Below are 25,885 nucleotides of genomic sequence, written 5' to 3' on the forward strand. Positions count from 1 at the left end.
CGCACGCAGATATTCGACTGATTGCGCCCCGTCACTCACGCAGGGTTTGGGTCTGTACCGATTGTTCGCGGGCAGATTTATCAAAGGGTAGTCAGGGACGACAAATGGTGCGGGGGCGGAACTGAAAACGTTGGAACTGGCTCAAAGCGAGCAAAACTATATGCGCGAACTGCGCAGGGAGTTTCACAGACATCCTGAGCTTTCCTTGAATGAAAGACGTACTTCTGCGCGCATCAGGGACGAGCTTGATGCAATCGGCGTCCCGTATACCCAAGTCGGCGAATTTGGGATTGTGGCAACAATCGTCGGGTCGCAGAGCGAACGGGTCGTTGCTTTGCGTGCCGACATGGATGCATTGCCAATCGAAGAAGACAACCCTCACCTCGATTACAGATCTGAAGTGTTTCGCGTGATGCACGCCTGCGGTCATGATGGACATGTCGCGATGTTGCTGGGCGCCGCGCGAGTTCTCGTCAACGCTCGCGATCAGCTTCATGGGACGGTCAAGCTATGCTTTCAACAAGCCGAGGAAGTTGGCGAGGGAACGGACGACATTCTGAAAGAACTTGCCAGATACAGAGTTGAAAGCGTGTTGGGCATTCATCTCTGGTCTGAGTTGGAGACCGGCAAAATCTCCATTGAGGCTGGCCCTAGAATGGCTGCAGGACAATCAATTGACCTCACGATCCATGGCGTGGGAACACACGGCGCTTATCCCAACAGAGGCGTCGATCCCATTATCGCGACGGCAGCGATTATTATGAATTGCGCAGCACTCGTCAGCCGTGAATTCGAACCCACGGAACCTGTCGCGCTGACTTTTGGCAGTATCTGCGGCGGCAATACAGATAATGTCATTCCAGACAAGGTCAGAGTCTCTGGCACCATGCGTGCAACGCGCCCTGAGACAATGAATTATCTCGAAGAAGCGCTGAAGCGGACAATAACAAACACAGCCGATGCTTATCGTACACGAGCAGAAATCATTTTCAGCGGCGGCGTTTCAGCCGTCACCAACGATCCTGCATGCAGCAATGTTGCTCACCGCGCCATCGAGGCTCTCGGTCTGGAGAATGACTGCACAAGCTTCAATACGATCATGGCTTCGGAGAACTTCGCCGACTTCCTGAAAATCTACCCGGGTGTCTTTGCTTTTATCGGTGTGCGTAACGAAGCAATAGGTGCCGTTTATCCCCACCACCATCCGAAATTCAACATTGATGAAGATGTTCTTTTCAAGGGTGCAGCCCTCTACGCACAATACGCAATAGAATACTTTCATTCAGACAAATAAATCAATCCAATAAAAAATCTTTTCATACCCGATCTCTATTTAAATCTAAACAAAATGGGAGGAAGCCATGAACTATTTAAAAACAGCAGCACTCACGCCGTCAGTACTCGCGATGACGTTTTCTTTAGCAACAGGCATGGCTTATGGTGAAGAGCCTTTGAAGCTCATCATCGGCACTGAGGGTGCCAATCCGCCGATGAACTATCAGTTGGCAGATGGAACGCTCGCCGGTTTCGAGGTTGAAATCGCCAAAGCGCTCTGCGATCAGATGAAGGCGCAATGTGAAATTGTCGCTCAGGATTGGGATGGCGCTATCCCCGCCATTCAGTCCGGGAAGTTTGATGCATTTATTGCTTCCATGTCGATCACCGAGGAACGGAAGAAGCAGGTCGATTTTTCCAACAAGTACTTCAACCCGCCTCCTGGAATGGTGGCATTGAAGGATTCGGACATCAAGGGCGTCACCAAAGACGACCTTGCTGACAAGACTATCGGTGTGCAAGGCTCAACGACCCATGCAAACTATGCAGAAGCCTATTTCACCGACAGCACGGTGAAAGCTTATCCGACCTCTCAGGAATTCAAACTGGACCTCGTGAACGGTCGTCTTGATGCCATTAATGATGACAGCGTGTCGCTGGCAGAGTGGCTCAAGACGCCGGAAGGTGCCTGCTGCAAGATGATCGGTACATATCCACCGGTGGCACAATATCACGGTGCTGGTGTTGGAGCCGCTATAAAAAAAGGACGTCCGGAAATGGTTTCAAAGTTCAACGAAGCGATCAAGGAAATCCGGGCCAACGGAAAATATAAGGAAATCAACGACAAGTACTTTGATTTCGATGCTTTCGGAAATGACGGCTAGTTCAGCTTTGTCGGCGGGAGAAACACCATCAAGACTTGAGCGCTGATAGCCGCCTCTCGAAATCGTAGGCGATGCGCTATGGGTGACCAATAGTCCATAGCGCATTGATTGACCGGGCTTGACGTTGATTTCAATGGTTCATTCGAACTTCGGTATCTTATTAAAAATGCACCACTAGCCCTAGGTCCTTTTTGAACTACATCGTAAACGAAACCGTCGTGACTATAGTCGAAACCAAGTGCGCGATAACCTGCAACAGCAAATAGATTGTCCCAGAACTGATATCCAAGCGTTCCGGCAATATCCCAATTTATGCTGCGTTCCGTTGTTACGTTGTCCTGCAGGCATGCCATAACAGCAAAGAGGCAAGTGCCGGAACTCCAACGAATTCCGGCTCATGCTTCATTTTCCCGCGGCCATCCGGTCATTATGCGTTCTGGAGCGATTGCCCGTAGCGATCGTGACGGCGAACCCAGTCCATTCCTCCGGCTTCGTTGCGACCTTTCGGAGCAAGATCGAGCATATTGTAAGTGCCCATCATTACCTCGACGCCGCGTCCATAAGTGGAGTAAGTCCGGAAGACCTCGCCCGAACCGTCTTTGTAAAAGGCGCTGACGCCCGGCCATTCTTCGCCAACTTCCCTCCATTCGCCGAAGTTGTAGTCGATTTTTCCGCCGGCGACTTCATCAGGTGTGAAGCTTACTCGAAAATCGTAGTTGAAGTCGGTACCGAAGGACGACACCCACTTGAACTGCCAGCCCATACGCTCGCGGTAACGTTCAATGTCGGCAAGCGGGGCGCGGGAGACGGCGATCATGGTGACGTCGTGATGCGCAAGGTGCTTGTTCATACCATCGGTGTGGTCAGCCATGAAGGAGCAACTGGGGCAGCCTTCCTTCCATCCCGGCGCGAACATGAAATGCTGCACCAGAAGTTGGGACCGGCCATCGAAGAGATCGGCCAGCGTGCGTGAGCCGTCCGGCGTGTCGAAAACGTATTTCTTGTCGATGCGCACCCACGGCAAGGCGAGCCGCTGCTGGTCAACCTTGTCGCAAAGACGTGTCAACTCCTTCTCCGCTTTCAGAAAGTCCCGGCGAGCGGCTAGCCAATCCTCGTGTGAAACAACAGCATGTTGCATTGTGAGTCTCCTATAGTTTGGTATTGGGGAGTTGGAAACTGGCAGTAAAAAGCTTCATCCACGGCGATAGGTGAAAGAGGCTCATCAACACGTACATCACGGCCATACTGTTGACGGAGGCGAAGGTCGATGCGCCAGAACACATCGTGATGTCCTGCGAGCCGACCGCAGAAATCCATGCCATCAGCGCGAATGTCGGGGTGGCGGCGAGCCCAATCCAACCGGACGCATCACTCGTCAGCCTGGATGGCGAACCAACTTTTTCTGTTACGGTGCGCATTGGCATTTCTGCTTCTCCCATTGAATTGCCGTTTCCAGCCGTTGCGATACAATGAAGCTAGCTCAGATGGAGGGGTGAGTGAGAGTTACAAGTGTGACGGGATTTCAATGGACCTGCTGATTGCCGCCGCTGCAAACGCTCTCTCGGCAGGCGACCCCCTCGCTGCCCTGAAAAGAGTTGCATTACGCGACGATCCGCCAGCGCGGGCATTGCGTGGCATAGCAATGGCGCAACTCGGCGACTTCGTGCGTGCCAGAAGACTGCTGCGAAGCGCGGCGCGCAGCTTCGGCTCTAAAGAAATCGTAGCCCGTGCGCGTTGCGCCGTTGCCGAAGCAGAAATCGCACTTGTTTCGCGCGATCTCGGTCGGTCATTACAAAGGCTCAATGCAGCCCGGTCGGCACTTCAAGCGTTCGGTGACCGCGGCAACGCGGCCCACGCCGGCTATCTCGAAGCCCGGCACCTTCTCCTGATCGGTCGCCTTGATGAAGCCGAAGCATTGCTCATTCAATTGGATGACAGCGCTCTGTCTCGCGCGTCGCTGGCCGGTCGCGAACTGGTGGCGGCTGGCATAGCCATCCGCCGCGTCAAAACAGCGCCAGCGAAAGCGGCGCTGGAACGGGCAAGGCAAGCAGCCACAGACGCACGTATTCCAGCGCTCTCGACCGAGGTCGATCGGGCGGCACAAGCATTCGGCGCGCCAGCAGCTCGCTTGGTAACCTGTGGCAAAGAGCGCTTGCTCCATCTCGAAGACATCGAAAGGCTTTTGGCCTCCGATACACTCATAGTGGACACCTGTCGCAATGTGGTGCGTGGAGGGACAACAATAGTTCCACTCACCACCCGTCCGGTACTGCTCAAACTCATGCGCGCTCTAGCGGAAGCTTGGCCGAAGGATATAGCACGTGAGACGCTTCTCAAACGCGCTTTCAAAGCGCGGCAAGCTGATGCGTCACACCGCGCGCGCCTGCGTGTTGAAGTTGCCCGGCTGCGTGAGGCCATCAAACCGCTGGCGACACTGAATGCAACCAAGGATGGGTTTGTTCTGCAACCTTACACCACGCGCAATGTCGCTGTGCTGCTGCCGCACGTAGAAGGCGGCCGTGCCGAAGTCCTTGCTCTGCTGGGCGATGGAGAAGCCTGGTCCAGTTCGGCATTGGCGCTGGCGTTGAATGTGAGCCCGCGTACGGTGCAGCGAGCACTCGAAGAGCTTGCCCGGGACGGCAAGGCCGAAGCGTTCGGGCGCGGAAGGGCGTGTCGCTGGATCGCATCGGGCGTACCTGGATTCCCGACAAGCTTGTTGCTTCCCGCTACGCGGATTTACAGCTAGGATAAAGACATGAAACATTCAGCCGCTGAAATCATCCGCGAGTATGGCCCCTTCCCCGATGCAGATGACGTGGCCGGGGTCAGCTTTGACGGCAATCAAGTCTGGTTCGCAACGGGCAACAGACTGAACGCCCTTGATCTGGAAAGCGGAGAAATACTGCGTTCACTCGACGTCGCCGCCGATGCGGGAACTGCATTCGACGGCGAGCACCTGTTCCAGATCGGCGATACCATGATCCGCAAGATCAACCCCAGGACCGGCGAGGTTGTCTCCACAATCCCGGCGCCCGGCGGTGGCGGAAACTCCGGCCTGGCATGGGCAGAGGGATCGCTCTGGGTCGGACAGCATCGCGGTCGCAAAATACATCAGGTGGTTCCCGAGACCGGAGAAGTCCTGCGCACGATCGAATCCGATCGGTTCGTCACCGGTGTCACCTGGGTTGACGGCGAACTTTGGCATGGTACGTGGGAAAACACCGGGAGCGATATTCGCCGTATCGATCAGAAAACAGGTGCCGTGCTTGAACGCTTGAACATGCCGGATGGGACCGGAGTATCGGGGCTTGAGTCCGATGGCGGCGACCTTTTTTTCTGCGGCGGCGGAAGCAGTGGAAAAGTAAGAGCCATTCGTCGTCCCCGGCGCAGCATCTAACGGCATCGGGAAAAGTGCGTATTAGAACAAATAGTTAGAGCGTCGACCTAATCAGATCGGCGCTCTAATGTTGATCACGCACGATAAGTCTATCAGTGATCCGATTGGGGCTCATGAATTTTGGGCAAAAACCACGCCAGAAGTCCAAATAATGGGAGGTAAGAGCACAACCGATAAACGGTTTCCACGCCATATTGATCCGCGAGCATACCCAGGATTGCAGCAGCGATACCGCCAAGCCCGAAATTCAAGCCATAGAAGAGGCCACCAATAAGCCCGATACGATTTGGCAAGAGTTCCATCGCATAGATGAGGATCGATGCGAACGCACTCGCCATAATTAGATTAATGAAAACGGTGAGAACTCCTGTCCAGAAAAGATCGACATAAGGAAGCATCAATGTCAGTGGCAAGGGCCCCAGCACGGAAATCCAGATGATCTTGTAGCGGCCTATCCGATCTCCCACGATGCCACCAATCAATGCCCCTGCAGCAGAGGAGATAAGAAAGATAAAAAGCATCATCTGGGCAGAAGGAATGGACAGTCCGAATTTGTCCATAAGATAGAACGTGTAAAATGAGCGAAAGCTTTCGCCATATGCATTCTTTGTAAACATCAGAAGGGTCAATACGACCAACCCGATTGCGATTGTGGCGGGTGCGTGACGGACGGATTCACCACCTGCGCTCGCCCCTGCCCGCACCGCAGTGAATGCCGCACGAATTTCATTCTGCTTACTGCCAATCCAGACCAGGAGCGACATCGCGAGCAATGCCAATACTGCAAACCAGGCAAGACTTTGCTGCCCCCACGGCACCAGTATCAATGCCGCAAGGACAGGTCCAAGTGAACCGCCTGCCTGCCCGCCAACCTGGAAAATACCCTGTGCAAGCCCCTGGCGTCCTCCCGCCGCATATCGAGCCATCCGCGTGGCTTCTGGATGGAAAATCGAAGATCCGATGCCGATCAGCGCCACGGAGACCAGTATCACCGCATAACTATGCGCGAAAGCCAGACTCACCAGTCCAGAAAGCGTGAACATCATACCAACTACCGGCGAAAAAGGCGCGGGCCGTTTGTCGGTAACCATTCCAATGACTGGTTGAAGCAAAGACCCAGCTATCTGGAAAGTTAGAGTGATCATCCCGATCTGCACGAAGTCGAGCGCATAGGCATCTTTGAGGATCGGATAAGACGCAGAAATCAGGGATTGCATCAAGTCGTTCAAAAGATGCGTGAAACCCAAAACGAGCAACACAACCACGTAAGACTTGGAACGCATTCTGGTGGAACTTGATGCTATTACGTTCACTGATCTTCTCCAACGGCAATAGAAAGAAATATAATCCTTGCTTTACGTCATCCTCTAATCCACGTCTATCTGATGTGGCAATAATACTCTGAATACATGCCTTACAAGAACATGGCCAAGCGCGCTGTGTTGCTCGAGAACTTTCTTCACAAGAGCTACCATCATTATCATTAGATGCGATGTCTTGACGGAAAATGGAGACTGGTCGAGCATGCGGTTCAGTATCTGAACCTTTTTGATCTGCGCCAGGGAGTAAATCATGGGTGACAATCATCATGAACATTCGGATCGTTGGAAGCACGACGGCGTACGCGTGATCAAAGGAGACCAGCTCGATCCGAATACTGCGCAAACGCCAGGTATGTTTCGTCAGGCTGCGATCAATCACGCGCGCGTTGGAGCGCAGAAAATCTGGGCAGGGACGGTCGCAATCGAGCCTAATGCGAAGACTGGCGTACATCACCATGGCGCACTGGAAAGCGTCATTTTTGTTCTTCGAGGCAAAGCGCGGATGCGATGGGGAGATCATCTGGAATACGTGGCCGAAGCAGGACCGGGCGATTTTATCTTTGTACCGCCCTATGTTCCTCATCAGGAGATAAACGCCGATCCTGACAACGTGTTGGAATGTGTTTTGGTTCGATCCGACAACGAAGCGGTTGTCGTGAACATCACCGACGTCGATCCGATAGAAGATCCTGAGGAGGTTTATTGGGTTGATCCGATACATCCTCATCCAAAATAACGCCATCCGCCTGTCCGGCTGGAGTCTGATCACCCAGCGCTTGGGCATCCAGATACGGAAAACCATTGAACCACGGTAAGCCTGAAGCCAACCTTTTATGCCTGGGAAATTTGGAAGCATTCATCTGCTTCGTAGACGGGCAGCACCGGGAAGCGGTTGACATCGCCGCTTACCGTACTGCCCCATCACCTCTTGACGGACTGACAGTTGATCACCCTCAATCTTTTTATGAGGACTTGTTGCGATGCGACCGGGACATGGCGTTATTTTTAGATGAACGCGATGGAAAGCTCGCCATTCTTCGCAGAGTGCCATCGTGCCGGATAAGATGGTGATGAAGCGCTGCGATAACATGCAGCGCGACAACAACGATGGTGCCATAAACGAATGCGGTGTGCAGCCACGACCAGAACGCTTCGTCGGCGTCTGAGACAATCAACGGCAAATTCGGCATGACGAACAATTCAAAGACGTAGCTCGGTATATCGAGAGGCGAAGAAGACACGACAGCCCATCCGGTGAGTGGAAGCAAGATAGTCATTGCTAAAAGTATTCGATGAGTGGCCCCCGCAAGCAGCACCTCCAACCGGTTCGTATTCTTGTAGGACACGGGGTGAATGCTCGCTGCAAACCAAAGCACCCGGACGAGCGCCAAACCCAAAATCGCGAAGCCAAGTGATTTGTGCCACTGATAGAGCCTGAACTGGAGTGCCGGATCAGAATCCGTTGCCTGTGTGAGAAAGCCGAGACCGATCTGAAGAACAAACAGGCAGGCAATCAGCCAATGTAGAAGCTGCGCCACAACTCCGTATGTGGTTTCAGTATTGCGCCACATCACAATCTTTCCGAAAGGCTTTAAACCTGTTTCATTCGAACTGCTTATAGGCACTCAAGGCAATTTTCTGGAGACGTGCACGTGGCATGTCTCCGACAAGCACACAACTGATGGCATTGTCTGTCCATACAAGCGCTTCCAGATTATTCTGAGACAAATAACGCAAGGATGTCTCCTTCATATCGTCCGACGGTACGATGAACAGAGTGACGCGCTTGCCCTCCGGATCTTCATACATCAGCTGCGCGGCTGGTCCGCCCTGAGCAGGCAGCAGGCGTCCACCAACGAGAGAAAGCTCTTCCGCCCGCAAATCGGGGACATTAAGGGTGCGATCAAGCCGTCTGGAGAGCCAGGCTGAAAGATGTTGCTCCTGCTCGGCTTTCACCTCCACAGGATGCACGATCTCGCTGGCGTAAAGGCTGTGGGCCACCATAGCCTCTCTTGCGAGTGGCCATGGTGGCGTCAATGCGCCACCCGAAAGATCGCGCCCGAACCAACCGCCAAGCCCTCCTAGCGCGGCCAGAAACACCGCAGCTGCCGCCATGCGCCACCATTTTTGCCGTGCCACAAGAACCCGCTTGTTGACATTGTCAGGGAGAATTCGCGGGGGCAGCGGTTCGTCCAAAGCTTGAGCATATAACGCCCGCAACGTCTCATTCTGCCTTTGCCAGATAGCAACCTCCGACTGCAAGGAGGGATTGCATAAAAGTTCGGCCTCCACTGCCTGACGGCGTTCTTCGCTTAAAAAGCCGTCGACATAAGCCTGCAATTCGGTGTCGCTGATCAGATTGCTCTTCATTTCACGACCCTCAATTGCGTACCTGTCTCCTCTGTAAGCCTGCGTAATGTAGCCCGTGCACGCCCCAACCGCGACATCAGCGTGCCGAGCGGAATATCCAGGACGTCAGCGGCTTCCGTGTAAGTCATACCCTCGATAGCGATAAGCAAAAGCGCTTCGCGTTGTTCGACAGGCAGCAACTGTATCGCGCGCACAGTTTCGGCAAAAACGAGCCGAGAGGGAGATGCGCTGGCAACCTGCGGTTCTGTCATGACGCTCGATAACGGCGCATTATCCGGGGCGCGCTTCCTGTGACGCAATTCATTTCGCCAAAGATTGATAAGCATTCGAAACAACCATGCACGCAAGGGGCCGGAAGGTTGCCAAAGACTACGCTTTCGAATGGCGCGCTCCAGACAATCCTGAACGAGGTCGTCTGCCTGGTCGGCGTCATGTGTCAGCGCCCGGGCGTACCGCCGGAGTGCCGGAACACATTCTTCCATTTCATCCAGGAAGCGCGTCATGTCTTTTTACCCGGCTTTCTCAATCCTTTGCGACATGCCAGACGCCACCGACACCATCGCCAGAAACGTCGCCCGGCTTTTGATCGCCTTGCCAAAGATAGAGAGGCTTGTCTTCATAGGCCCATTGCTTCGTACCGTCCTTGCGAGCAACAAGACTGAATTCTTCACCACCAGTCGCCTTTCCGTCGGCTTTCAGTGGCGGCCACTTCTTCGCACAATCGTCGTAACAGTTGGATGTCCCTTTGGTGTCCTTGTCGAAGACGTAAAGCGTCATCCCCTCGGCGTTCGTGAGAACCTCTCCTTTCGCCGTTTTCATCGTTTTTATGGTTCCCGATGCGTAATCTTCAGCATGCGCAACTAACGGCAAGCCAGTCACAAGAGTGGCGGCTACGAAAAGTATTGTCGATCGGCACATGATAATCCTCCTTTGCTGTGTTGTCGTTGCCTCCATTCACAACAACACCGCGCCCTTGAAATTAATCCGCAACCGGCAACATTATTTTGCTCCGCGCAAATTCATCTCGAATTTGACCACGTTGGAATAGATCGGAGTGCCAATATCCATCCCGTATGGGGAACGGAGCACATCGCCTGTCACGTGAAATGTAACGGTTCTCGCATCGTTGCCGACAAGAGCCGCAAAGAATGTCTCACCATGGGTTTTACCCCGCGCTGTCAACATCCCGTCGATCCGGGCCGTGCGGGGGCCCGTTTGTGTAATACGGGTCGATTTAAAAGTCAGAACCGGATAGTTACGCACATCGAAGACTGCGGAAGACTTCAGAAAGTCCGTGATACGGGGTTGCCTTGCATCGACGCTTGCGGGACGGAGCCGAAACGATACGGAGGACCTGGAGAGATCCTGTGCGTCGAGCTCGAGATTGCCGGTGAACTCGCCAAATGAGCCCCTGAGACCGCCACCGCCGACCTGGCTCACAGTGAAGGCGATGAGTGACGATTGCTGAATGGTATAATGCCCGCCGGCGATACCGAACGTGTCGGCATGTGATGAGATCGGCATGGCAGCCAGAACCATTATGATAGCGAATGGTCGGACCATGACGACCTCCCGTGTTTACTGTATCCAGCATCAACACCGGTCGTGCGTTTTTAATCCGTCTGTAAGCGTATTTTTTTGGTCGCAACGGCTCGTTCGCGATTCAAAGCGACACAACCCGATTGTCTATGACTGAACCATCAATACATGATGAACGCCAGACCGGCGACCACAAACAAGGCCCCTAACCAAGCTCCGGCTGCGGGACGTTGTCCAGTTCGCAGCCACAACAGCGGAAGGATAATGACAGGCGTCGTTGCCGAGATCGTCGAGACCACGCCTGTCTCCCCACCTGACAAGGCAAAGAGCAGCAACGTCATTCCCATGGCGAGTGACAGAAAACCGGAAAATGCAGTCATGGCGGTTACCTGCCATGTCAGCGGATTACGTGGACGAAAGGCTGCGACTGGAAACATCGAGACGAAGCTGAGGCAACAGGCTGCTGTTCCCACACGCAGCAGTGAGGCCAGAAATGGATCGATTCCAGTTGCCATAACCGGTCGCACGATGATCGATCCTACGGCTTGTCCCAGTGCGGCAAGCAAACCGAACAATAATCCAATAGCCAGAGAGCCTTTTACCGTTTCCCAGGGATGAATCTGGGTTCGGCGGTTGCTGAAAAATATCGCCAAGCATACACCCAGAATGGTGAAAGCAATGCCGATGACAACCGAAGTAGTAAGCTTTTCACCGAGCACGACCCAACCCAGAAGGGCAGCAATAGGGGCATTCATCGCAAATAGAATTCCGGACCGGCGTGGCCCTAAGCGGTTCAAGGTCACGAAGAGGATCGTGTCACCAAGGAAGATGCCTATAAAGCCCGAAAGAATGAGCGGAAAAGCGTTGCCAGGATGGATTTGTTGCCACGTTCCGGTTGCGATCACATAGACGACAAGCAGGCAGCTGACGAATATCTGTCGTACCTGATTGAAGGTCAGTGCACCCAAATGGCCTGCAGGTCCCGCCGAGATAAGGCCCGTAAACGCCCAGCAGATAGCAGCCCCAAGCGCTGCCAGCTCATAAATAGGCATTGAAGCCCCTCAGCAAATTCGCGGATTACGACTCGGAATCGGGAAACAATAAAGCTTTCCCAAACTCGCCTCTTTTCCTATCGGACCTTCGATATACTGGCAATACGATGCTACTAGGCGGTATAATTCCGCAGTGCTTCTTCCAGACGCGCGATACCTAGTTCAATGTTCCCTAGCGAGACGGAAGAAAAGCTAATCCGCGCGTGATTGATCTCGGGATGTTTCGCATAAAACGGGTCACCCGGAACATAACCAACCTCGAACTTCGGGATCGCGTGGTCAATCAGAAATTTTCGTGCATCAAAACCGTCTGGGAAAGTCAGCCAGGTGAACAGACCACCGGCAGGGTCGGTGAAACGAATATCCCGCGGCAGCTTGTTGTACAGCGCATCAAGCATAACTTCCTTTTTGCGCCTATAATGTTTTCTGATCGTTGCGATATGTCTCTCCAAGTCATAAGTTTCCAGAAGATTGGAAATCGCGGTCATATTCAAGGTGCTGCACTGGGTATCGGCACCAAGCTTAAGCAGCGTTAGTTTGTGAATGATCTCTTCAGAAGCAACAGTCCAGCCAAGCCGCAGCCCAGGGGAGAGTATCTTTGAGAAGCTGCCCAGATAAATGACACGCCCCTCTTTATCCAGGCTTTTCAACGGCACCGGCGGTGGCGCATCAAAATGCACCTCGCGATAGGGTGTGTCTTCCAGAATGATCAGTCCGTATTTATTTGCGAGCCGGATCAAGGCCTTTCGGCGCTCCAGGCTCATAGTGACACCAGTCGGATTGTGATAATCTGGAATTGTATAAAGTAGTTTTGCATTAGGTTGGCGCAGCAAAAGGGCCTCCAATGCGTCCGTGTCGAGGCCGTCATCATCTACCGGCACGGTTTCATATTGCGGTTCGCAAGCCGCGAACGCACTAAGCGCGCCCAGAAATGTCGGAGCCTCAGTAATGATGACATCGCCCTTGTCGATCAGCAGGCGTGCCACAAGATCGAGCCCCTGTTGTGCGCCCTGCAGGATCAGGATGTTGTCCATTGTGCAATGGATGTGCTCCTGTTTCATGCGGTCCGCGATCTGCTGGCGCAGCTTCGGCAAGCCGACAGAAAAGGAGTACTGCAGCGCCTCACGACCTGAATTAACTATAGCCTCATCGAAGGCAGTCTTGATTGCATCGAACGGAAAAATGTCCCCATCGGGATATCCCCCACCGAAGAAAATCATCTCGGGATTGGTATTCAAGCTGCGGATAGCCGACGGCTTGATGCCGTCCATACGGGATGCATACTGAATATTCATATGGCTCATCTCTTGTCTGAAGAATGGCGCAGACGGGGTCAGGATCCCGTGGGCAAGGCGAGAAGGGCAGGCAGCTGTCGAGCATCGGGAACCACGTCGAGGTTCATGACGAAATCGCAAAGCTCGCGGCAACGCACCTCTGGCAAAACACGTCCGGCAAGCACCTCGAATTTGGCCATGACCGCAGTGTCGCTCATCGGATTGGCCATGCCCCCCAATGGAAACTCAACCGTCTCGCTGAACATACGACCATCCTGCAGCGTTACCGCGATTGTGGGTTCTGCGTTGGCAGCCACGGCAGAATTAATTCCGACATTGGTGAGTGCAAGCCACTGTTCTATTACTGGGGCAGACCATGCCTCCTTTTCGAGTTCATCGAGCCCGACCTTGCCATATTGGAGCCGTGCAGCAACCGCATAAGCCAGGCTCATCTGCGCGTCGGAGCGGCTGGCTATGTTCTTGCCACCGCACATGCCTGCCTGAAACTCACTCATCGTCACGTCGATACGAGCGATTTCCTGCGACGCAATACCGCGTTTGGTCAGAATCTTATCGATAGCGTCGATAGCCGAATGGGTGCCACGGCATGTTGCATAGGGCTTTATGGAGCAACGGTTGACACGCCAGAACTGTCCGAAATCAGCGTTAAGCAGATCCGGCCTGGCTTCGCTACAACAGAAGGTCGTAAAGAAATTACCCCAACCTGTGGCATCCAGTACCGAAAGCGGACCACCGAACCCGGAGGCAGCAAGCTTTGCAGCGATAAAGCCGCCTTCAGCAGCACGACCAGCATGCAGTTTCTTGGTCTGGCTACCATCGTGGATGAACGCCCACGTGCCACCTGCATACGAACCGGCGATGCCCAATGCCGACGCATGCCGGTCGGCACCAAGACCGAAAAGTGTGCTCGTGGCAGCGGCGGCAGCGAAAGCCCCGCATGTGCCGGTGGAATGCCAGCCCAGTTCGTTGTGACTTTCGTAACCGCCGCTAGCTTCCAACATTCGTCGCCCCACCTCGTATCCAGCGAGAACTGCGGTCAGAAAATCCTGCCCTGTGACTGTATCGCGAACCTCACCTAATGCTGCTATTACCGCAGGCATCACGACAGCGCCTGAATGGTCGCAGCCACCACTGTCATCGAGTTCAAATGCGTGTGCGGCGACACCATTGATAAAGCTAGCCGTACGGCTGTCGACCATCAGCGTCGTGCCCCAGACCGGCGCTTGACCGGTTCCGCCGTTGTGGGCGAGACCAAAGGCTTGCAATACCGTCTGCGTCTCAAGGGAAGTGATACCTGCGATGGCCGCTCCCAGCGTATCGAGGATATGGATTTTTGCCTTATGAATCGTCGCTGCCGGAAAGTCGGCAAAGCGCATAGCCGCGACATTCCGCGCCAGCGTTACGGACGGGTGGTCAGTCACGGCCCTGTTCCTTACGATAGTGTTCGAAGATGTTTAGAGGATGCCCGGTTTCGAGCGTGCTTGCCTGCTGTGCTGTCCAAGAGGCAATCTCGCTACCGGTGGCGAGCCAAACATCGTCATGTTGAAGTATGTGTTGCAGAAGCTCTTCGAGAATGAAAATACGTCCTGGTGTTCCGATCATTTCGGGCCGCACTTGCAGCACAAAACAGCATCCATATTGGTGGTAGGCGTCGAATTCCACCTTCCAGTTATGCAACACTCCCTCATAGGAGGCGATGCGACCAAGCCCTTTAGGAAAAGCGGGGGCGAAATTGAACTGGAAATAAGGCCGATCCTCAAGTTCAACATGAACCGGAATCTCAACCAGAGACGAAGAATGGACATAAGGCGCGTCGTCACCGTTGAGTGAAGCTGACCAGTCGAAACCTACCTCTTTCAGCACCTGATCGAAATGGCGCGGCCATAAACCTCGCGGCAGGCGGAATCCGTTCGGACGCTGTCCTGCCACTTCAGCGAGTATCTCTGCAGAACGCAAAAGAACATTCTTTTGCGCCTGACGCCCGAGCGTGGAAAAATCCTCGAACCCCACTCCCCGCGCTGCAATTTCGTGACCGGCTCCGGCCACGGTCGCCACGGCGTCACAATTCTTGATTGCAACTTCACCCGGAACGAACCATGTGGTCTTCACACCAAGATCATCGAAAAGCGTGCACAGGCGGTCAACACCGCGCGCCGCGCCATATTCCCAGACAGAGAAACTCTTGGCCCGTTCTGCGAGATCGGGCGCGCGGGCTATGGCATCGAGCCCGTCATCAAACAATACGGTAACCGCTACGGCACAACGCTTGCCGTGCGGCCACGGGAAGGTCGGGATCATCGTGCTTCTCCTTCACCGTATGGTGCATTTTGGTCTATCCACCATTGAGCGATGTCTCGGCCCCGCGCGATCCAGACATCGTCATGGGCGCGGATTGCCTCGAACAGGCCCTTTATAATGCTGAGCCTGCCCAGTTTCGCCGAAACTTTCGGGTGCAGGATTGTCGTCCAGCACAAACCATGACGGTGAAAGCCCTCGAACTCGGCGCGCCAATTGGCTTCCACAGCGCGAAAATCCGCTATGCGGTCGTGACCGGTTGGAAAATCCGGCTCCTCGAAGTAGGCGAGCGCTGTGTAATCGTCGATGTCCCAGCGGCCCGGAATCTCCACCAATCCCGGTTTGCCGTCCGGACCCGGATGAAAATAAGGCCGATCATCGCCACGCATCGAGCTGGAATAGAGAACACCGAATTCCTTGAGGATCGTCGCGGTATGCGGGCTCCAATCGCCGGATGGCGTGCGAAATCCGACCGGTCTGATGCCGAGACGGCTTTCAAAAACCAGCGCCGAACGCTGCATGATAGCGAGTTGTTCTCCAGGCGTCCGGTCGATAAAAACTTCGTGGTAATGGCCGTGATAAGCCATCTCGTGACCAGCTTTCAGGATCGCCTCGCAGCGCTCGGGCCACTGTTCCACTACCCATGTGGGGGTGAAGAACGTGGCAACCAGATCGTATTCGGCCAACAGACCCAGTAAGCGCGGCAAGGCCCGCCATGGCCCATAGGATCCTTCGGTAAAGTAGCGCAGATTGTCTAACAGGCTGCCATCGAGCATAGCGCCACCGGTCGGACCATCAAGATCGAAGGCAAGTGCCACCGCCGAACGCTTGCCGGACGGCCACTTCGGCGAACCGGGACAACGTCCTCTTACACCTAAATCCTCCACCTTCACCTCCGCAATTTTCGCAAATTTTCACGGGACGGCACCGCGTTGAAGCGGAACCACCCTGTGACGTTCTCGCTGTTGATTTGTGCAGGCCGCTTCCGGTCCCGCTAGCTATTTCAGCGGCTCTTCATTGATCTTGACCGTCTTGACGCCGGCAGACTGCAGTGCCCATTTCTTGAGAACTGCGTCGTAGGAACCGTCGGCAATCATGTCCTTGAGTGCCTTGGCAATGAGATCGCGCAGCTGCTCGTCCTTCTTGCTGATGGCAATCCCCTGATGCACGGTGGTGAATGGCTCGCCGACGATGGCGTAAGTATCCGGCTCCAGATTCAGAAGATACGGGAGCGTTTCGCTTCCCTGTACGGCTGCGTCGAGACGTTTCTGACGTAGTTGGGTACGGGCATCGGCCGACCCTTCCGTGCCAACGATCTTCAGAGCTGGCTTCCCGTTCTTTTCACAAGTTTCCTTGCTCCAGGCTTCCATTTCCTTAGGGAATGAAGTGCGGCGGCTGGCTCCGACTGTCTTGCCGCAGAAATCTGCCGGTGTCTTGTATTGCTCCGCCCGGTCGGCGGTGGTGTAGAACTGGGCACCAGAAGCAAGGTAATCGACGAAATCCAGTGTTTCGCGACGTCCCGGCATATCTGTCATACCGGAGATGATCATATCTGCGCGCCCGGTATTGAGCGCACTGACCATCTGCTCGAAACTGATCTCTTCCCATTTGACGGCGACGCCGAGTTTTGCACCAATGGCATTGCCCAGATCGATATCAAGACCTGTCAGGGCACCTGTTTTCGGATCCTTGAATTCGAGTGGCGGATAGTTCGGAACATTGGCAATGACGATTTCTTTCTTTGCCGCGATGCGTTCAGGCAGCTCCTGCCCCGACGCGGCGTGGCTTACTGCCGTCAAGGCGAGAACGGAAAGTATTAACTTGCTCTCGATCATGTCCTTATCCCCTTTCTTATGAGTTCGGTGTTACTTCTTGTGCACGGCTTTGATGAAGTTTTGCGTTCGCAACTGCTGCGGGTTTGCAAGAACCTGTTCAGGCGAACCGATCTCGATAATTTCGCCCTGATCCATGAAGGCGACGCGGTCAGCAACTTCACGGGCAAAGCCAAGCTCATGGGTTACGACGATCATGGTCATACCGCTTTGTGCCAGATCGCTCATGACACGCAGAACTTCCCCGACGAGTTCTGGATCGAGTGCCGAAGTCGGTTCATCGAACAGCAGCAGCGTCGGTTGCATGGCAAGCGCGCGTGCGATGGCGACGCGCTGTTGCTGGCCACCTGACAGCTGGGCTGGATAGGCATCACGCTTCTCGTAAAGGCCGACCCGTTCGAGAAGTGCATGAGCACGTTTTCTGGCGGCATCAGGTTTCTCACGCAGCACCTGTACTGGTCCCTCGATGATGTTCTCTGTCACCGTCAGATGAGGGAAAAGGTTGAAGCGCTGAAACACCATACCTATGGAGCGCCGTTGGCGGGCGACTTCGGCATCGCTCAGTTCATGCAGGTGATTGCCTTCGCGACGATAGCCGATCAACTCACCATCGACCCAGATTGCACCGCCATTCATATGTTCGAGCTGATTTATGCAACGCAGGAACGTGCTCTTGCCGGACCCCGAAGGACCGATAATGCAAAGCACTTCGCCCTTGATGATCTGAAGACTCACTCCTTTCAGAACTTCAAGCGTGCCGAATTTCTTTCGAACATCCGCGGCAACGACCAGCGGCCCCTGAGAAGAGAGATTTTGTTCCTTGCCGTCAGTTGAAACAGTATTCGCCATGTCTATCGCCTCCATCACTTCGATTCACCTGGCGACATGACGCCCTTCGAGAAGTATTTTTCGATACGCCCCTGAATGAGACTGAGGATGGTCACGACGATCAGGTACCAGAATGCTGCGACGATCAGGAGTTCTACGACGCGAGAATTCGCGTAGTAGATGTTCTGGGCGCTGTGCAGGATTTCCGCGTACTGGATCACGCTGGCCAGCGAAGTGAGCTTCACCATACCGATGAACTCATTCCCCACCGGCGGCACAATGACACGCATGGCTTGTGGCATAATGATCCGGCGCAGCAATTTCAGGCGTGTCATGCCGATGGTCTGGGCGGCCTCATATTGACCCTTGTCGACGGAAAGAAGCCCAGCGCGGACGACTTCGGCGGTAAATGCCCCCTGTTGGATGCCCAAGCCGAGGAGCGTTGCCACAAAAGGCGTCATGATTTCAACAGTCGAGACCGAAAAGACCCCCGGTATGCCCATAGTAGGAAAAACCAGTGCCAGATTAAACCACAACAACAGTTGCAGAAGCGCTGGGACTGCCCGGAAGAACCAGACATAGCCGATGGAGACATAGGAAAGTACCGGATTATCCGACAAGCGCATCACGGCAAACACAATTCCGAGTGCTATGCCCAGCGCCATGGCCAGAACTGACATAATAATGGTGTTCACTAACCCGGTCATGATGGCCGGAACGGTGAGAAATTCTCCCACATAGTTCCACTCGATCTGCCCGACAGCAAATGCATGGATGATTGCGGCAAGCGCGAGAACCACGACCGCAGCCGCGAAGAGACGGCCATAATGGCGTCGCGGTACATGCACGAGATGGCTGATTTGATAGACGTTATCAGTCATTGTTGTTTAACCTTTCGCATTCCGGTCGGCGTCGCCCCTAACCCTGAGAATGATCTTTCCAACATGCTGGCCGCTTTCCATGTAGCTGTGTGCACCTGCTGCATCCGAAAGAGGAAATTCCCGATCGATCATGGGGTGGATCCGCCCGGTTTCGATATCAGGCCAGATATCCTTGAGGACGCCTGACACGATACGCGCCTTGTCCTCGACAGGTCGGTCCCGCAACGAGGTGGTGAAAAGCGAGCCGCGCTTGCCCATCATCTTGCCGAGATGAATTTTGGCTTCACGGCCTCCCTGAAGACCGATCATGACGATACGCCCGTCATGAGCCATCGCGTCGATGTTCCGGTTGAGATAGAGACCACCCATATTGTCGAGAATAACATCTGCGCCGCGACGGCCGGTTTCGTCCATGATGACCGAAACGAAGTCTTCGTTCCTGTAGTCGATGGGACGGTCTGCCCCAATACTCCGACAGTATTCCATTTTTTTGTGGCCACCCGCCGTTGCAAAGATACGTGCGCCACGCACTCTGCCCACCTGAATGGCGAAACTACCAATACCCCCCGCCCCACCATGAACGAGAAGCGTATCACCCGGCGTAAACCGGGCGATATCGATCACATTGGACCATACCGTACAAGCCGCCTCAGGCAAGGCCGCCGCCGTGACCAGGTCGATACTCGCAGGAACCGGAAGGACCAGACCAGCGGGGACACAAACCCTCTCGGCATACCCCCCGCCGTTGATCAGAGCGCAAACTCTATCGCCGATATTCCAGCCTTTGACGTCGGATGCGATGTCCACAATGACGCCCGAGCATTCGATGCCGAGAATGGTCGGGAGCGAAATGCCCCCGCCATAAGTTCCCCGGCGCTGCAACAGATCGGCGTGATTGAGCGCGGTGGCATACACCTCGATCATCACACTTCCCGGTGTAAGTGCGGGTGCGGCCACCTGACCGAGCTTCAGGATATCCGGATTCCCGTTGCACAAGAGTTCGACGGCACGCATGGTATCGACTGGAAGAGTTTCCACCATTGACATACTCATTTTCCTGCGTCGATTGCCACTTCGGTGACGGCCTGGCGCTCAAGTCCATATTTTTTCAGGATTTGCGCATAGGTCCCATCCTTTATGAGACTCTGAACTGCTTCAGCCACGCCATCGCGAAGGCCGGTTTCGTTCTTGTCGAAGGCGAGCCCAAACAGACTTTCCATCAGCGGATTTCCGGCCAGTGCATAGACGCCCGGTTCGTCCTTCATAAGGTAGGCCACATATTCAGGTCCAAGCACCGCAGCATCGAGTCGCCCCTGTTTCAGATCAAGACGTGTTGCGGTAGCTCCCGCGGTTCCATTGACTGTAATTGCCGGTTTGCCGCTTCCAACACAGTTGGCCTCGCTCCATTTCTGCGTTTCTGGATAGTAGCTTGTGGTGCGTGGTGCCCCGACCTTTTTCCCACACAGATCGCTCTCGCTCTTGATATCGCCGCTCTTGGCAGCAAGCGTGAATGGCTGTGCGCCGGAGCGCAGATAATCGACGAAGGTGAGCTTGTCGCGACGCGACGGATAATCGCTGATAGCAGTGCCGATCATGTCGATGCGCTTGCTGGTCAGTGACGTCATAAGCTGCTCGAAGCTCATCTCCTGCCATTCGACTTCAAGCTTCATCTCCTTGGCAAGGCTGTTGACAAGATCGACGTTGAAACCGACGCGCTCATTAGTGACCGGGTTCTTGTAACCCATCGGCGGATAGGTGGTCTCTATCCCAACGATGATTTTACCTGCGCTCTTAACGCGGTCGGGAAGATCACCTCCGGCTGCTGAAGCGGCACTGACGCCAGCAACATATGCAATTGCGATACCGCAGCCGAGTGCTTTCAAGGTATGCGTTGTCCCCATGATTGTTCTCCCATTTTTGGCCTGGTGCTTCCGGCGTGTTTCACCGGTATTGATTGGCGCGTGACGGATGATCCGTCACGCGTTCTTGCTGTTCCCGAATGCGCTCAGTTCTGGTCCGCCCATCGGCGTTGCGATTGGAGGAGGAGTTGCAGCCGCTCAATCTGCTCTCCCACTCGTTCTGGCGCGGTGCCGCCATATCCCGTGCGGGCCGCAACCGCAGCTTCGGGCGAGAGGTGCGTGAGGACATCGGCCTTCAAACGCTCATCAACGGCAGACAGATCGCCATCCGAAAGGTCTTCCAAGCCGATTGTTTTTTCCTCACAATAGCGCACAAGAGCACCGGTAATTTCATGTGCTTCGCTAAACGGAATCCCCTGCCGCGACAACCAGTCGGCCACTTCCGTCGCAAGAGTGAAACCTTCAAAGGATTGTTCTCTCAACCGCTTCGTATCGACCTTCATCGTTGCGATCATGCCCGCCATTGCTGGCAGCACGAGTTCAAGCGTATCAATCGCCTCGAAGCATGCCCATTTGTCTTCGCTGAGATCGCGGTTATAAGCGAAAGGCAGGCCCTTGAGAGCGATCAGCATTCCGTTCAGCGACGCGATCAGACGTGCTGAGCGACCGCGAGTCAGCTCTGCAATATCGGCATTCTTCTTCTGCGGCATGATGGACGAGCCGGTAGCGTAACCGTCATCCAGCTCTATCCAACGAAACTGCTTGGAAGACCACAGGAAAATCTCTTCTGCCAGACGGGAAAGATTGACACCGAGCATAGCGGTCACGAACAGAAATTCGGCGACATGATCGCGGCTGCCCACGGCATCAATTGAGTTTTCACATGACGCGTCATAACCAAGTTCGCCTGCCGATAACTCTGGATGTAAAGCGATGGCCGACCCAGCAAGTGCAGCAGCTCCCAGCGGCGACCGTCCTGCTCTCTTGTGCCAGTCAGTGATCCGCTCGATATCTCGTGAAAATCCCTGCGCATGAGCCAGAAGCTGATGTCCGAACGTCACTGGCTGTGCGGGTTGAAGATGGGTAAAACCGGGCGCCAGTGTGTGCTGGTGTGCTTTTGCCTGGGCCACAAGAGCATCCTGGAGTGAGGCAATGCTCGCGACAAGCTTGCGAGCAATCTGACGCAGATGAAGCTTGAGATTGTTGGCAGCCTGATCGTTGCGCGAACGTCCAGCACGCAATTTTCCGCCGAGAGCACCCAGCCGGTTCGTCAGCACGCGCTCCAAAAAGGTATGAACATCCTCGTCATCTTCGGTAGGTTCGAGGCGGCTGGCCTGCCAGTCCTGACCGATAGATTCCAGCGTGGTAGTGATTTTCTCTGTTTCGGCTGCATCAAGGATGCCGGCGCGCTCCAACTCATGGGCGTGGGCTATCGACGAGCGCAGGTCTTCTGGAACGAGCCTGAAATGGTTTTGGGGAGAGCGCGACAGGCGCACCAGTTCGGGGGATGGAGGAGAGCGGAAACGAGCTCCCCAAAGCCTTACAGATTCATTCATGATTGTCCTCCTGACCGGTCGGATAGTTGCAAACGGTCGTTGACTGGACAATTGAATTGATTTCCGGGATGGTAGTCCAAAAAGGAATAGGGGAGCTGAATCAAAGATGCGCCAGCATTTACCAACGACCACGGGTCTCCGTGTATTAGCTGCTCTCGCACAACACGGAACGATTTCCGAAGCGGCAAAATTTCTTCACATGACGCAAAGTGCTGTGAGCAAACAGCTCAAAGGTGTAGAGGACCTGGTCGGTCTCGGGCTCTTCTCGCGTACCAGCCAAGGCCTCATGCCGACCGAGGCCGGGACGGTTTACATAGAGCAGGCTCGGGTCGCGCTGGGGGCTCTTGAAACTGCCGCTGCACGGGTCATGCACCTGCGTTCCAACAAACCAACATTGCGACTGCACGTTCTGCCAATACTTGGCGACCGTTGGTTTATTCAGCGTTTCGTGCAGTTTGCCGAAGCTCATCCCGACATAGACGTTCAGTTCAGTTCATTTGCACCTAGCGATACGGAAGACGAAGCGGACGTTGTCTTCCGATTTGGCGAAGGTGAGTGGCCCGGATGGCATATGGACTATTTTCTCGGTCGTGATGTCGTGCTGGTTGGCTCTCCGCATTTCATTGCGCGTCGTGGCAGCATATCAGACCCCGCGGATATTTGCAGCTTTCCGATGTTGGAGCACTTAAAAACGCCCCTTTACTGGAACGACTTCGCTATCGCGAACAACATCAGCAAATTTCGCCCCGAGCGAATTCTGAAACTTGGCTATTATTCTCTGGTCATTCGCGCCGCGATCGGCGGCCACGGCCTGGCGCTTATCCCCCGAAGCCTGATCCTTGACGAGCTTGAAAGCGGCCAGCTCATCAATCCGTTGAATTTGCGCTACGACAGCCGCAATTGTTACTGGCTAACCACCCATGCGGATCGCGACCGCAATCCGCAGTTGGAAGTGTTCCGCAATTGGGCACTGCAAGAAGCGCAAAAGACCGAAAACAGCATATTCGCACGAACATCATAGGGTTCCCAACAGGCCGCACGGTACGGTTTGCAATTGGAGCAATTTAAAAAGGCTTGCCGTCCGGAACGCAGCGCTTTCGCAACAATCCGATCGCCTGTAGCGTAGTGGAATTGAGGATGCTCTCCTGACGATGGATAAATCCAATCTCAGTGGAATACTGTCGCCGTTCCGGATGAACTTTCCTTATTTGTTGCCTGTCTTCAAAAGCCGCTGCAAAGTGTCCAGGCAGGAAGCCTAGATATTTTCCTGATAAAACAAGTGTTAGCACCGCGTCCAGCTGGAGAGCAGACGGACCCTCGCTGCTTTTATTCTTAAGTGCCGGGATGAAACGTCTGTCAACATAGAGATGTTCCACGCAGGGTGCAGCATCGACAGTCTGGGAGTCCAGTTCTTCATCTCGATCCGCAAAAAATGGATGCAAGCGACCGCAGTAAAGGTAGGAAATTTCGTTATACAGCGACGAATATTGCAGATCTGGATTTCGGTGATAGATCGGCGTGATGCCAATATCGAAAATATTTCCGCAAATGCCTTTTTCGATTTCTTCGGGCTTTGATACAAGCACACTCACGTGACAGTCTCTGGCATCAAAATAGCTGATGAGCCATGGCAACGGAGAGTTCTCATCAGTAATGATGTTGTCGATAACTGCAATTCGAAGCAACTCTTTCTTCTTTTTGATTCTATCGACATCGTTTCGAAAAATCTCGATTGATGAAAATAGCTGCGTACTCGCCCGGTAAATTTCACTACCGTCTGGCGTAAGCTCGAACTTCGAGCCGCCACGAATGCACAAGCGGATACCGAGTCTAATTTCCAGATCTGAGAGTTGTTTGCTGATTGTCGGCAATCCGACGTTCAGCGCCTTTGCAGCACCTTTCAATCCTCCATTGGCAACAATGGTTCTGAAAACTTTCAGTAAACGCACATCCAGATTGGTCATCGGCACTAGATTGGAACCACTATGGTTTGATGCTCATGAAACCTTCGTTTCCATCAATGATATCGCCCAATTGGGAGGATGTCTCTATCCTATGGTGCCAAACGCAACATTCTTGGAGAAGTGGCCAGCAGCACAATTTCGTCGTTGCGGGCTTTCTCAACCGATGTTTCTCACTGGGAGCCAGTTATAACAAGGGGATGGGAGATCGATATGGACCATAAGACGCTAGAAGCGCTCCGCGAAAAATATGCAGAAACCGAAGGCGGGGACATTTTTGATCCGGTTTTTCGCAAGGCAGCTAGCGCTCAATTTTCAGAGGCCGGGAAACGTGCCTTTCCCTACGCAAATGTCTCGACATTTCTCGATCTGCCTTATCTGCCCGATGCTATTGCCGATCCATCTTTCTGCGGCCTGGAAGCCGCTATTGTCGGCGTGCCGATGGACCTTGGCGTGACCAATCGCTCAGGCGCGCGTTTCGGTCCAAAAGCTGTGCGTTCGATAGAAAGAATCGGACCGTTCGATCATGTTTTACAAATGGCGCCCTCCACCGAAATCAAAGTGGCCGATATCGGCGACGTGCCACTCAGTTCGCGTTTCGACCTGGCACGCTCACACGCTGACATCGAGGCATTTTATACCGCAATCACTGACGCCGGAATCTACCCACTTTCAGTCGGTGGCGACCATTCGATCAGTGGATCCATTCTCCGCGCTTTGGGGCGTGAAAAGCCTGTCGGAATGATTCATATTGACGCCCATTGCGACACGAGTGGGCCTTATGAGGGTTGTAAGTTCCATCATGGCGGCCCCTTTCGACAAGCAGTTTTGGACGGTGTTCTCGATCCGCAGAGAACAATTCAGATCGGCATCCGGGGCGGTGCCGAATATCTTTGGGAATTCTCAAGTGATTCCGGCATGACAGTTTTGCATGTCGAAGATGTAGTATCGCTTGGCGTCGACCGGGTGATCGAGATCACGCGCGAGGTTGTCGGCGAAGGTCCAGTCTATCTTTCCTTTGATATCGATAGCCTTGATCCCGGCTTTGCGCCAGGTACCGGCACGCCTGAGGTTGGCGGCCTGCAGCCTCGTGAAGCAATGCAGATCATCCGCGGCCTTAACGGCTTGAATTTCATAGGATCGGATGTGGTTGAGGTGGCACCGCAATATGATCCAACGACAAACACGGCACAGGCCGCCGCCCAAATCCTTTTCATCCAGCTATGTCTGGCGGCAACAGCAATCAGATCAAACAGTGGAAAGACAGGTCTTTAAGGGGCGACAGGCGTATTCGGCGATAAAGCCAAGCGCGGAACCCGCTGACCCAACCGTTGATGTCAAAACGCTGCACGCCAAGATCGGCAAGTTGACACTGGAGAACGACGTTTTCTCAGTGCGCTCGGCAAAGCTCCTAGAGCGTTTCACCTTTTAACGGAACCATATCCGGCGTTTTCCAAATAGTTTTGGCATTCGGCGGGCTGGATGGTTTCGACCAGCCTGCCGATATGACGCCATGTGTCTTCGATGGTGCGCTTTTGT

The 25,885-nt window shown here is 54.2% G+C and carries 26 protein-coding genes and 3 pseudogenes; 8 read left to right on the top strand and 21 right to left on the bottom strand.

The features are described 5' to 3' along the window. The first annotated feature begins 130 nt into the window (after positions 1 to 130). Together AAE521_RS21155 and AAE521_RS21160 are read left to right on the top strand one after the other, a co-directional pair. Positions 131 to 1,294, top strand: coding sequence for a M20 metallopeptidase family protein (locus tag AAE521_RS21155; protein WP_342062364.1), 1,164 nt, complete (start codon positions 131 to 133; stop codon positions 1,292 to 1,294). A 67-nt stretch (positions 1,295 to 1,361) separates the two neighbouring features. Further along, on the top strand, positions 1,362 to 2,159 hold the full coding sequence (locus AAE521_RS21160; protein ID WP_374865047.1) for a transporter substrate-binding domain-containing protein: 798 nt from the start codon (positions 1,362 to 1,364) through the stop codon (positions 2,157 to 2,159). Between the two features lie 427 nt (positions 2,160 to 2,586). Here AAE521_RS21160 and AAE521_RS21165 read toward each other — a convergent pair whose 3' ends face one another. Together AAE521_RS21165 and AAE521_RS21170 are read right to left on the bottom strand one after the other, a co-directional pair. Next, positions 2,587 to 3,297, bottom strand: coding sequence for a DUF899 domain-containing protein (locus tag AAE521_RS21165; protein WP_342062365.1), 711 nt, complete (start codon positions 3,295 to 3,297; stop codon positions 2,587 to 2,589). Between the two features lie 10 nt (positions 3,298 to 3,307). Beyond that, positions 3,308 to 3,598, bottom strand: coding sequence for a hypothetical protein (locus tag AAE521_RS21170; RefSeq protein ID WP_342062366.1), 291 nt, complete (start codon positions 3,596 to 3,598; stop codon positions 3,308 to 3,310). Positions 3,599 to 3,684: 86 nt separating this feature from the next. Between AAE521_RS21170 and AAE521_RS21175 the strand changes: the two genes are divergently transcribed. After that, on the top strand, positions 3,685 to 4,905 hold the full coding sequence (locus tag AAE521_RS21175) for a helix-turn-helix domain-containing protein (protein WP_342062367.1): 1,221 nt from the start codon (positions 3,685 to 3,687) through the stop codon (positions 4,903 to 4,905). Between the two features lie 9 nt (positions 4,906 to 4,914). Beyond that, entirely contained in the window at positions 4,915 to 5,556 is a 642-nt protein-coding gene (locus AAE521_RS21180) for an NHL repeat-containing protein (RefSeq protein WP_342062368.1), read from the top strand. 92 nt (positions 5,557 to 5,648) lie between these two features. On the opposite strand, the gene AAE521_RS21185 is transcribed toward AAE521_RS21180, so the two are convergent. Then, positions 5,649 to 6,839 (bottom strand): MFS transporter, encoded by a 1,191-nt coding sequence (locus tag AAE521_RS21185; RefSeq protein WP_374865054.1) that lies wholly within the window; start codon positions 6,837 to 6,839, stop codon positions 5,649 to 5,651. A gap of 289 nt (positions 6,840 to 7,128) precedes the next feature. Here AAE521_RS21185 and AAE521_RS21190 point away from each other — a divergent pair, with 289 nt between their 5' ends. Further along, positions 7,129 to 7,614: a cupin domain-containing protein gene (locus AAE521_RS21190; protein ID WP_342062370.1), complete on the top strand. Its 486-nt coding sequence runs from the start codon at positions 7,129 to 7,131 to the stop codon at positions 7,612 to 7,614. 226 nt (positions 7,615 to 7,840) lie between these two features. Here the strand turns inward: AAE521_RS21190 and AAE521_RS21195 are convergent, their stop codons facing one another. From AAE521_RS21195 to argH, 16 genes are all read right to left on the bottom strand, one after another. Further along, on the bottom strand, positions 7,841 to 8,449 hold the full coding sequence (locus tag AAE521_RS21195) for a cytochrome b (protein WP_342062371.1): 609 nt from the start codon (positions 8,447 to 8,449) through the stop codon (positions 7,841 to 7,843). A 31-nt stretch (positions 8,450 to 8,480) separates the two neighbouring features. Next, on the bottom strand, positions 8,481 to 9,248 hold the full coding sequence (locus tag AAE521_RS21200; RefSeq protein WP_342062372.1) for an anti-sigma factor family protein: 768 nt from the start codon (positions 9,246 to 9,248) through the stop codon (positions 8,481 to 8,483). Beyond that, the gene (locus AAE521_RS21205; RefSeq protein WP_342062373.1) at positions 9,245 to 9,751 is read right to left on the bottom strand and encodes a sigma-70 family RNA polymerase sigma factor; all 507 of its coding nucleotides are present in this window, start codon (positions 9,749 to 9,751) and stop codon (positions 9,245 to 9,247) included. The genes AAE521_RS21200 and AAE521_RS21205 overlap by 4 nt, the downstream gene beginning before the upstream one ends. Positions 9,752 to 9,770: 19 nt before the next feature. Beyond that, entirely contained in the window at positions 9,771 to 10,067 is a 297-nt protein-coding gene (locus AAE521_RS21210) for a COG4315 family predicted lipoprotein (RefSeq protein ID WP_425286375.1), read from the bottom strand. Between the two features lie 180 nt (positions 10,068 to 10,247). Further along, positions 10,248 to 10,811, bottom strand: coding sequence for a YceI family protein (locus AAE521_RS21215; protein ID WP_342062375.1), 564 nt, complete (start codon positions 10,809 to 10,811; stop codon positions 10,248 to 10,250). A gap of 137 nt (positions 10,812 to 10,948) precedes the next feature. Beyond that, on the bottom strand, positions 10,949 to 11,839 hold the full coding sequence (locus tag AAE521_RS21220) for a DMT family transporter (protein WP_342062376.1): 891 nt from the start codon (positions 11,837 to 11,839) through the stop codon (positions 10,949 to 10,951). A 113-nt stretch (positions 11,840 to 11,952) separates the two neighbouring features. Then, a complete protein-coding gene (locus AAE521_RS21225) occupies positions 11,953 to 13,134 on the bottom strand; it encodes an aminotransferase-like domain-containing protein (RefSeq protein ID WP_342062377.1) in 1,182 nt (393 codons plus the stop codon). A 38-nt stretch (positions 13,135 to 13,172) separates the two neighbouring features. Further along, positions 13,173 to 14,555 (bottom strand): MmgE/PrpD family protein, encoded by a 1,383-nt coding sequence (locus AAE521_RS21230; RefSeq protein ID WP_342062378.1) that lies wholly within the window; start codon positions 14,553 to 14,555, stop codon positions 13,173 to 13,175. Next, positions 14,548 to 15,432, bottom strand: coding sequence for a polysaccharide deacetylase family protein (locus tag AAE521_RS21235; RefSeq protein WP_342062379.1), 885 nt, complete (start codon positions 15,430 to 15,432; stop codon positions 14,548 to 14,550). The genes AAE521_RS21230 and AAE521_RS21235 overlap by 8 nt, the downstream gene beginning before the upstream one ends. Beyond that, positions 15,429 to 16,316: a polysaccharide deacetylase family protein gene (locus tag AAE521_RS21240; RefSeq protein WP_342062380.1), complete on the bottom strand. Its 888-nt coding sequence runs from the start codon at positions 16,314 to 16,316 to the stop codon at positions 15,429 to 15,431. Before AAE521_RS21240 ends, AAE521_RS21235 begins: the two co-directional genes overlap by 4 nt. 111 nt (positions 16,317 to 16,427) lie before the next feature. Beyond that, positions 16,428 to 17,264, bottom strand: coding sequence for an ABC transporter substrate-binding protein (locus AAE521_RS21245; protein WP_342062381.1), 837 nt, complete (start codon positions 17,262 to 17,264; stop codon positions 16,428 to 16,430). Between the two features lie 30 nt (positions 17,265 to 17,294). After that, positions 17,295 to 18,110, bottom strand: a complete 816-nt coding sequence (locus AAE521_RS21250) for an amino acid ABC transporter ATP-binding protein (protein WP_071631866.1) — start codon at positions 18,108 to 18,110, stop codon at positions 17,295 to 17,297. A gap of 14 nt (positions 18,111 to 18,124) precedes the next feature. Beyond that, positions 18,125 to 18,970 (bottom strand): amino acid ABC transporter permease, encoded by an 846-nt coding sequence (locus tag AAE521_RS21255; RefSeq protein ID WP_342062382.1) that lies wholly within the window; start codon positions 18,968 to 18,970, stop codon positions 18,125 to 18,127. 6 nt (positions 18,971 to 18,976) lie between these two features. Further along, positions 18,977 to 20,011: an NAD(P)H-quinone oxidoreductase gene (locus tag AAE521_RS21260; protein ID WP_342062383.1), complete on the bottom strand. Its 1,035-nt coding sequence runs from the start codon at positions 20,009 to 20,011 to the stop codon at positions 18,977 to 18,979. Between the two features lie 8 nt (positions 20,012 to 20,019). Further along, complete coding sequence (locus tag AAE521_RS21265; RefSeq protein WP_342062384.1) at positions 20,020 to 20,871, bottom strand: ABC transporter substrate-binding protein; 852 nt, start codon at positions 20,869 to 20,871, stop codon at positions 20,020 to 20,022. Positions 20,872 to 20,975: 104 nt separating this feature from the next. Then, entirely contained in the window at positions 20,976 to 22,385 is a 1,410-nt protein-coding gene (gene argH, locus AAE521_RS21270; protein WP_342062385.1) for an argininosuccinate lyase, read from the bottom strand. 106 nt (positions 22,386 to 22,491) lie between these two features. On the opposite strand from argH, the gene AAE521_RS21275 reads away from it, so the two are divergent. Then, complete coding sequence (locus AAE521_RS21275) at positions 22,492 to 23,406, top strand: LysR substrate-binding domain-containing protein (RefSeq protein WP_342062386.1); 915 nt, start codon at positions 22,492 to 22,494, stop codon at positions 23,404 to 23,406. 43 nt (positions 23,407 to 23,449) lie between these two features. Here the strand turns inward: AAE521_RS21275 and AAE521_RS21280 are convergent, their stop codons facing one another. Beyond that, positions 23,450 to 24,349, bottom strand: a complete 900-nt coding sequence (locus AAE521_RS21280) for a LysR family transcriptional regulator (RefSeq protein ID WP_342062387.1) — start codon at positions 24,347 to 24,349, stop codon at positions 23,450 to 23,452. Between the two features lie 210 nt (positions 24,350 to 24,559). On the opposite strand from AAE521_RS21280, the pseudogene speB reads away from it, so the two are divergent. Then, positions 24,560 to 25,606: pseudogene (speB, locus tag AAE521_RS21285) on the top strand (agmatinase); the annotation flags it as partial. Beyond that, a pseudogene (locus AAE521_RS21290) lies at positions 25,582 to 25,754 on the top strand (IS3 family transposase); the annotation flags it as partial. The pseudogenes speB and AAE521_RS21290, both read left to right, overlap by 25 nt. Positions 25,755 to 25,767: 13 nt before the next feature. Here the strand turns inward: AAE521_RS21290 and AAE521_RS21295 are convergent. Beyond that, positions 25,768 to 25,885: pseudogene (locus AAE521_RS21295) on the bottom strand (IS630 family transposase); the annotation flags it as partial.

Origin of the sequence: Brucella cytisi, assembly GCF_038433355.1 — a bacterium.
Classification (GTDB): Bacteria; Pseudomonadota; Alphaproteobacteria; order Rhizobiales; family Rhizobiaceae; genus Brucella; species Brucella cytisi.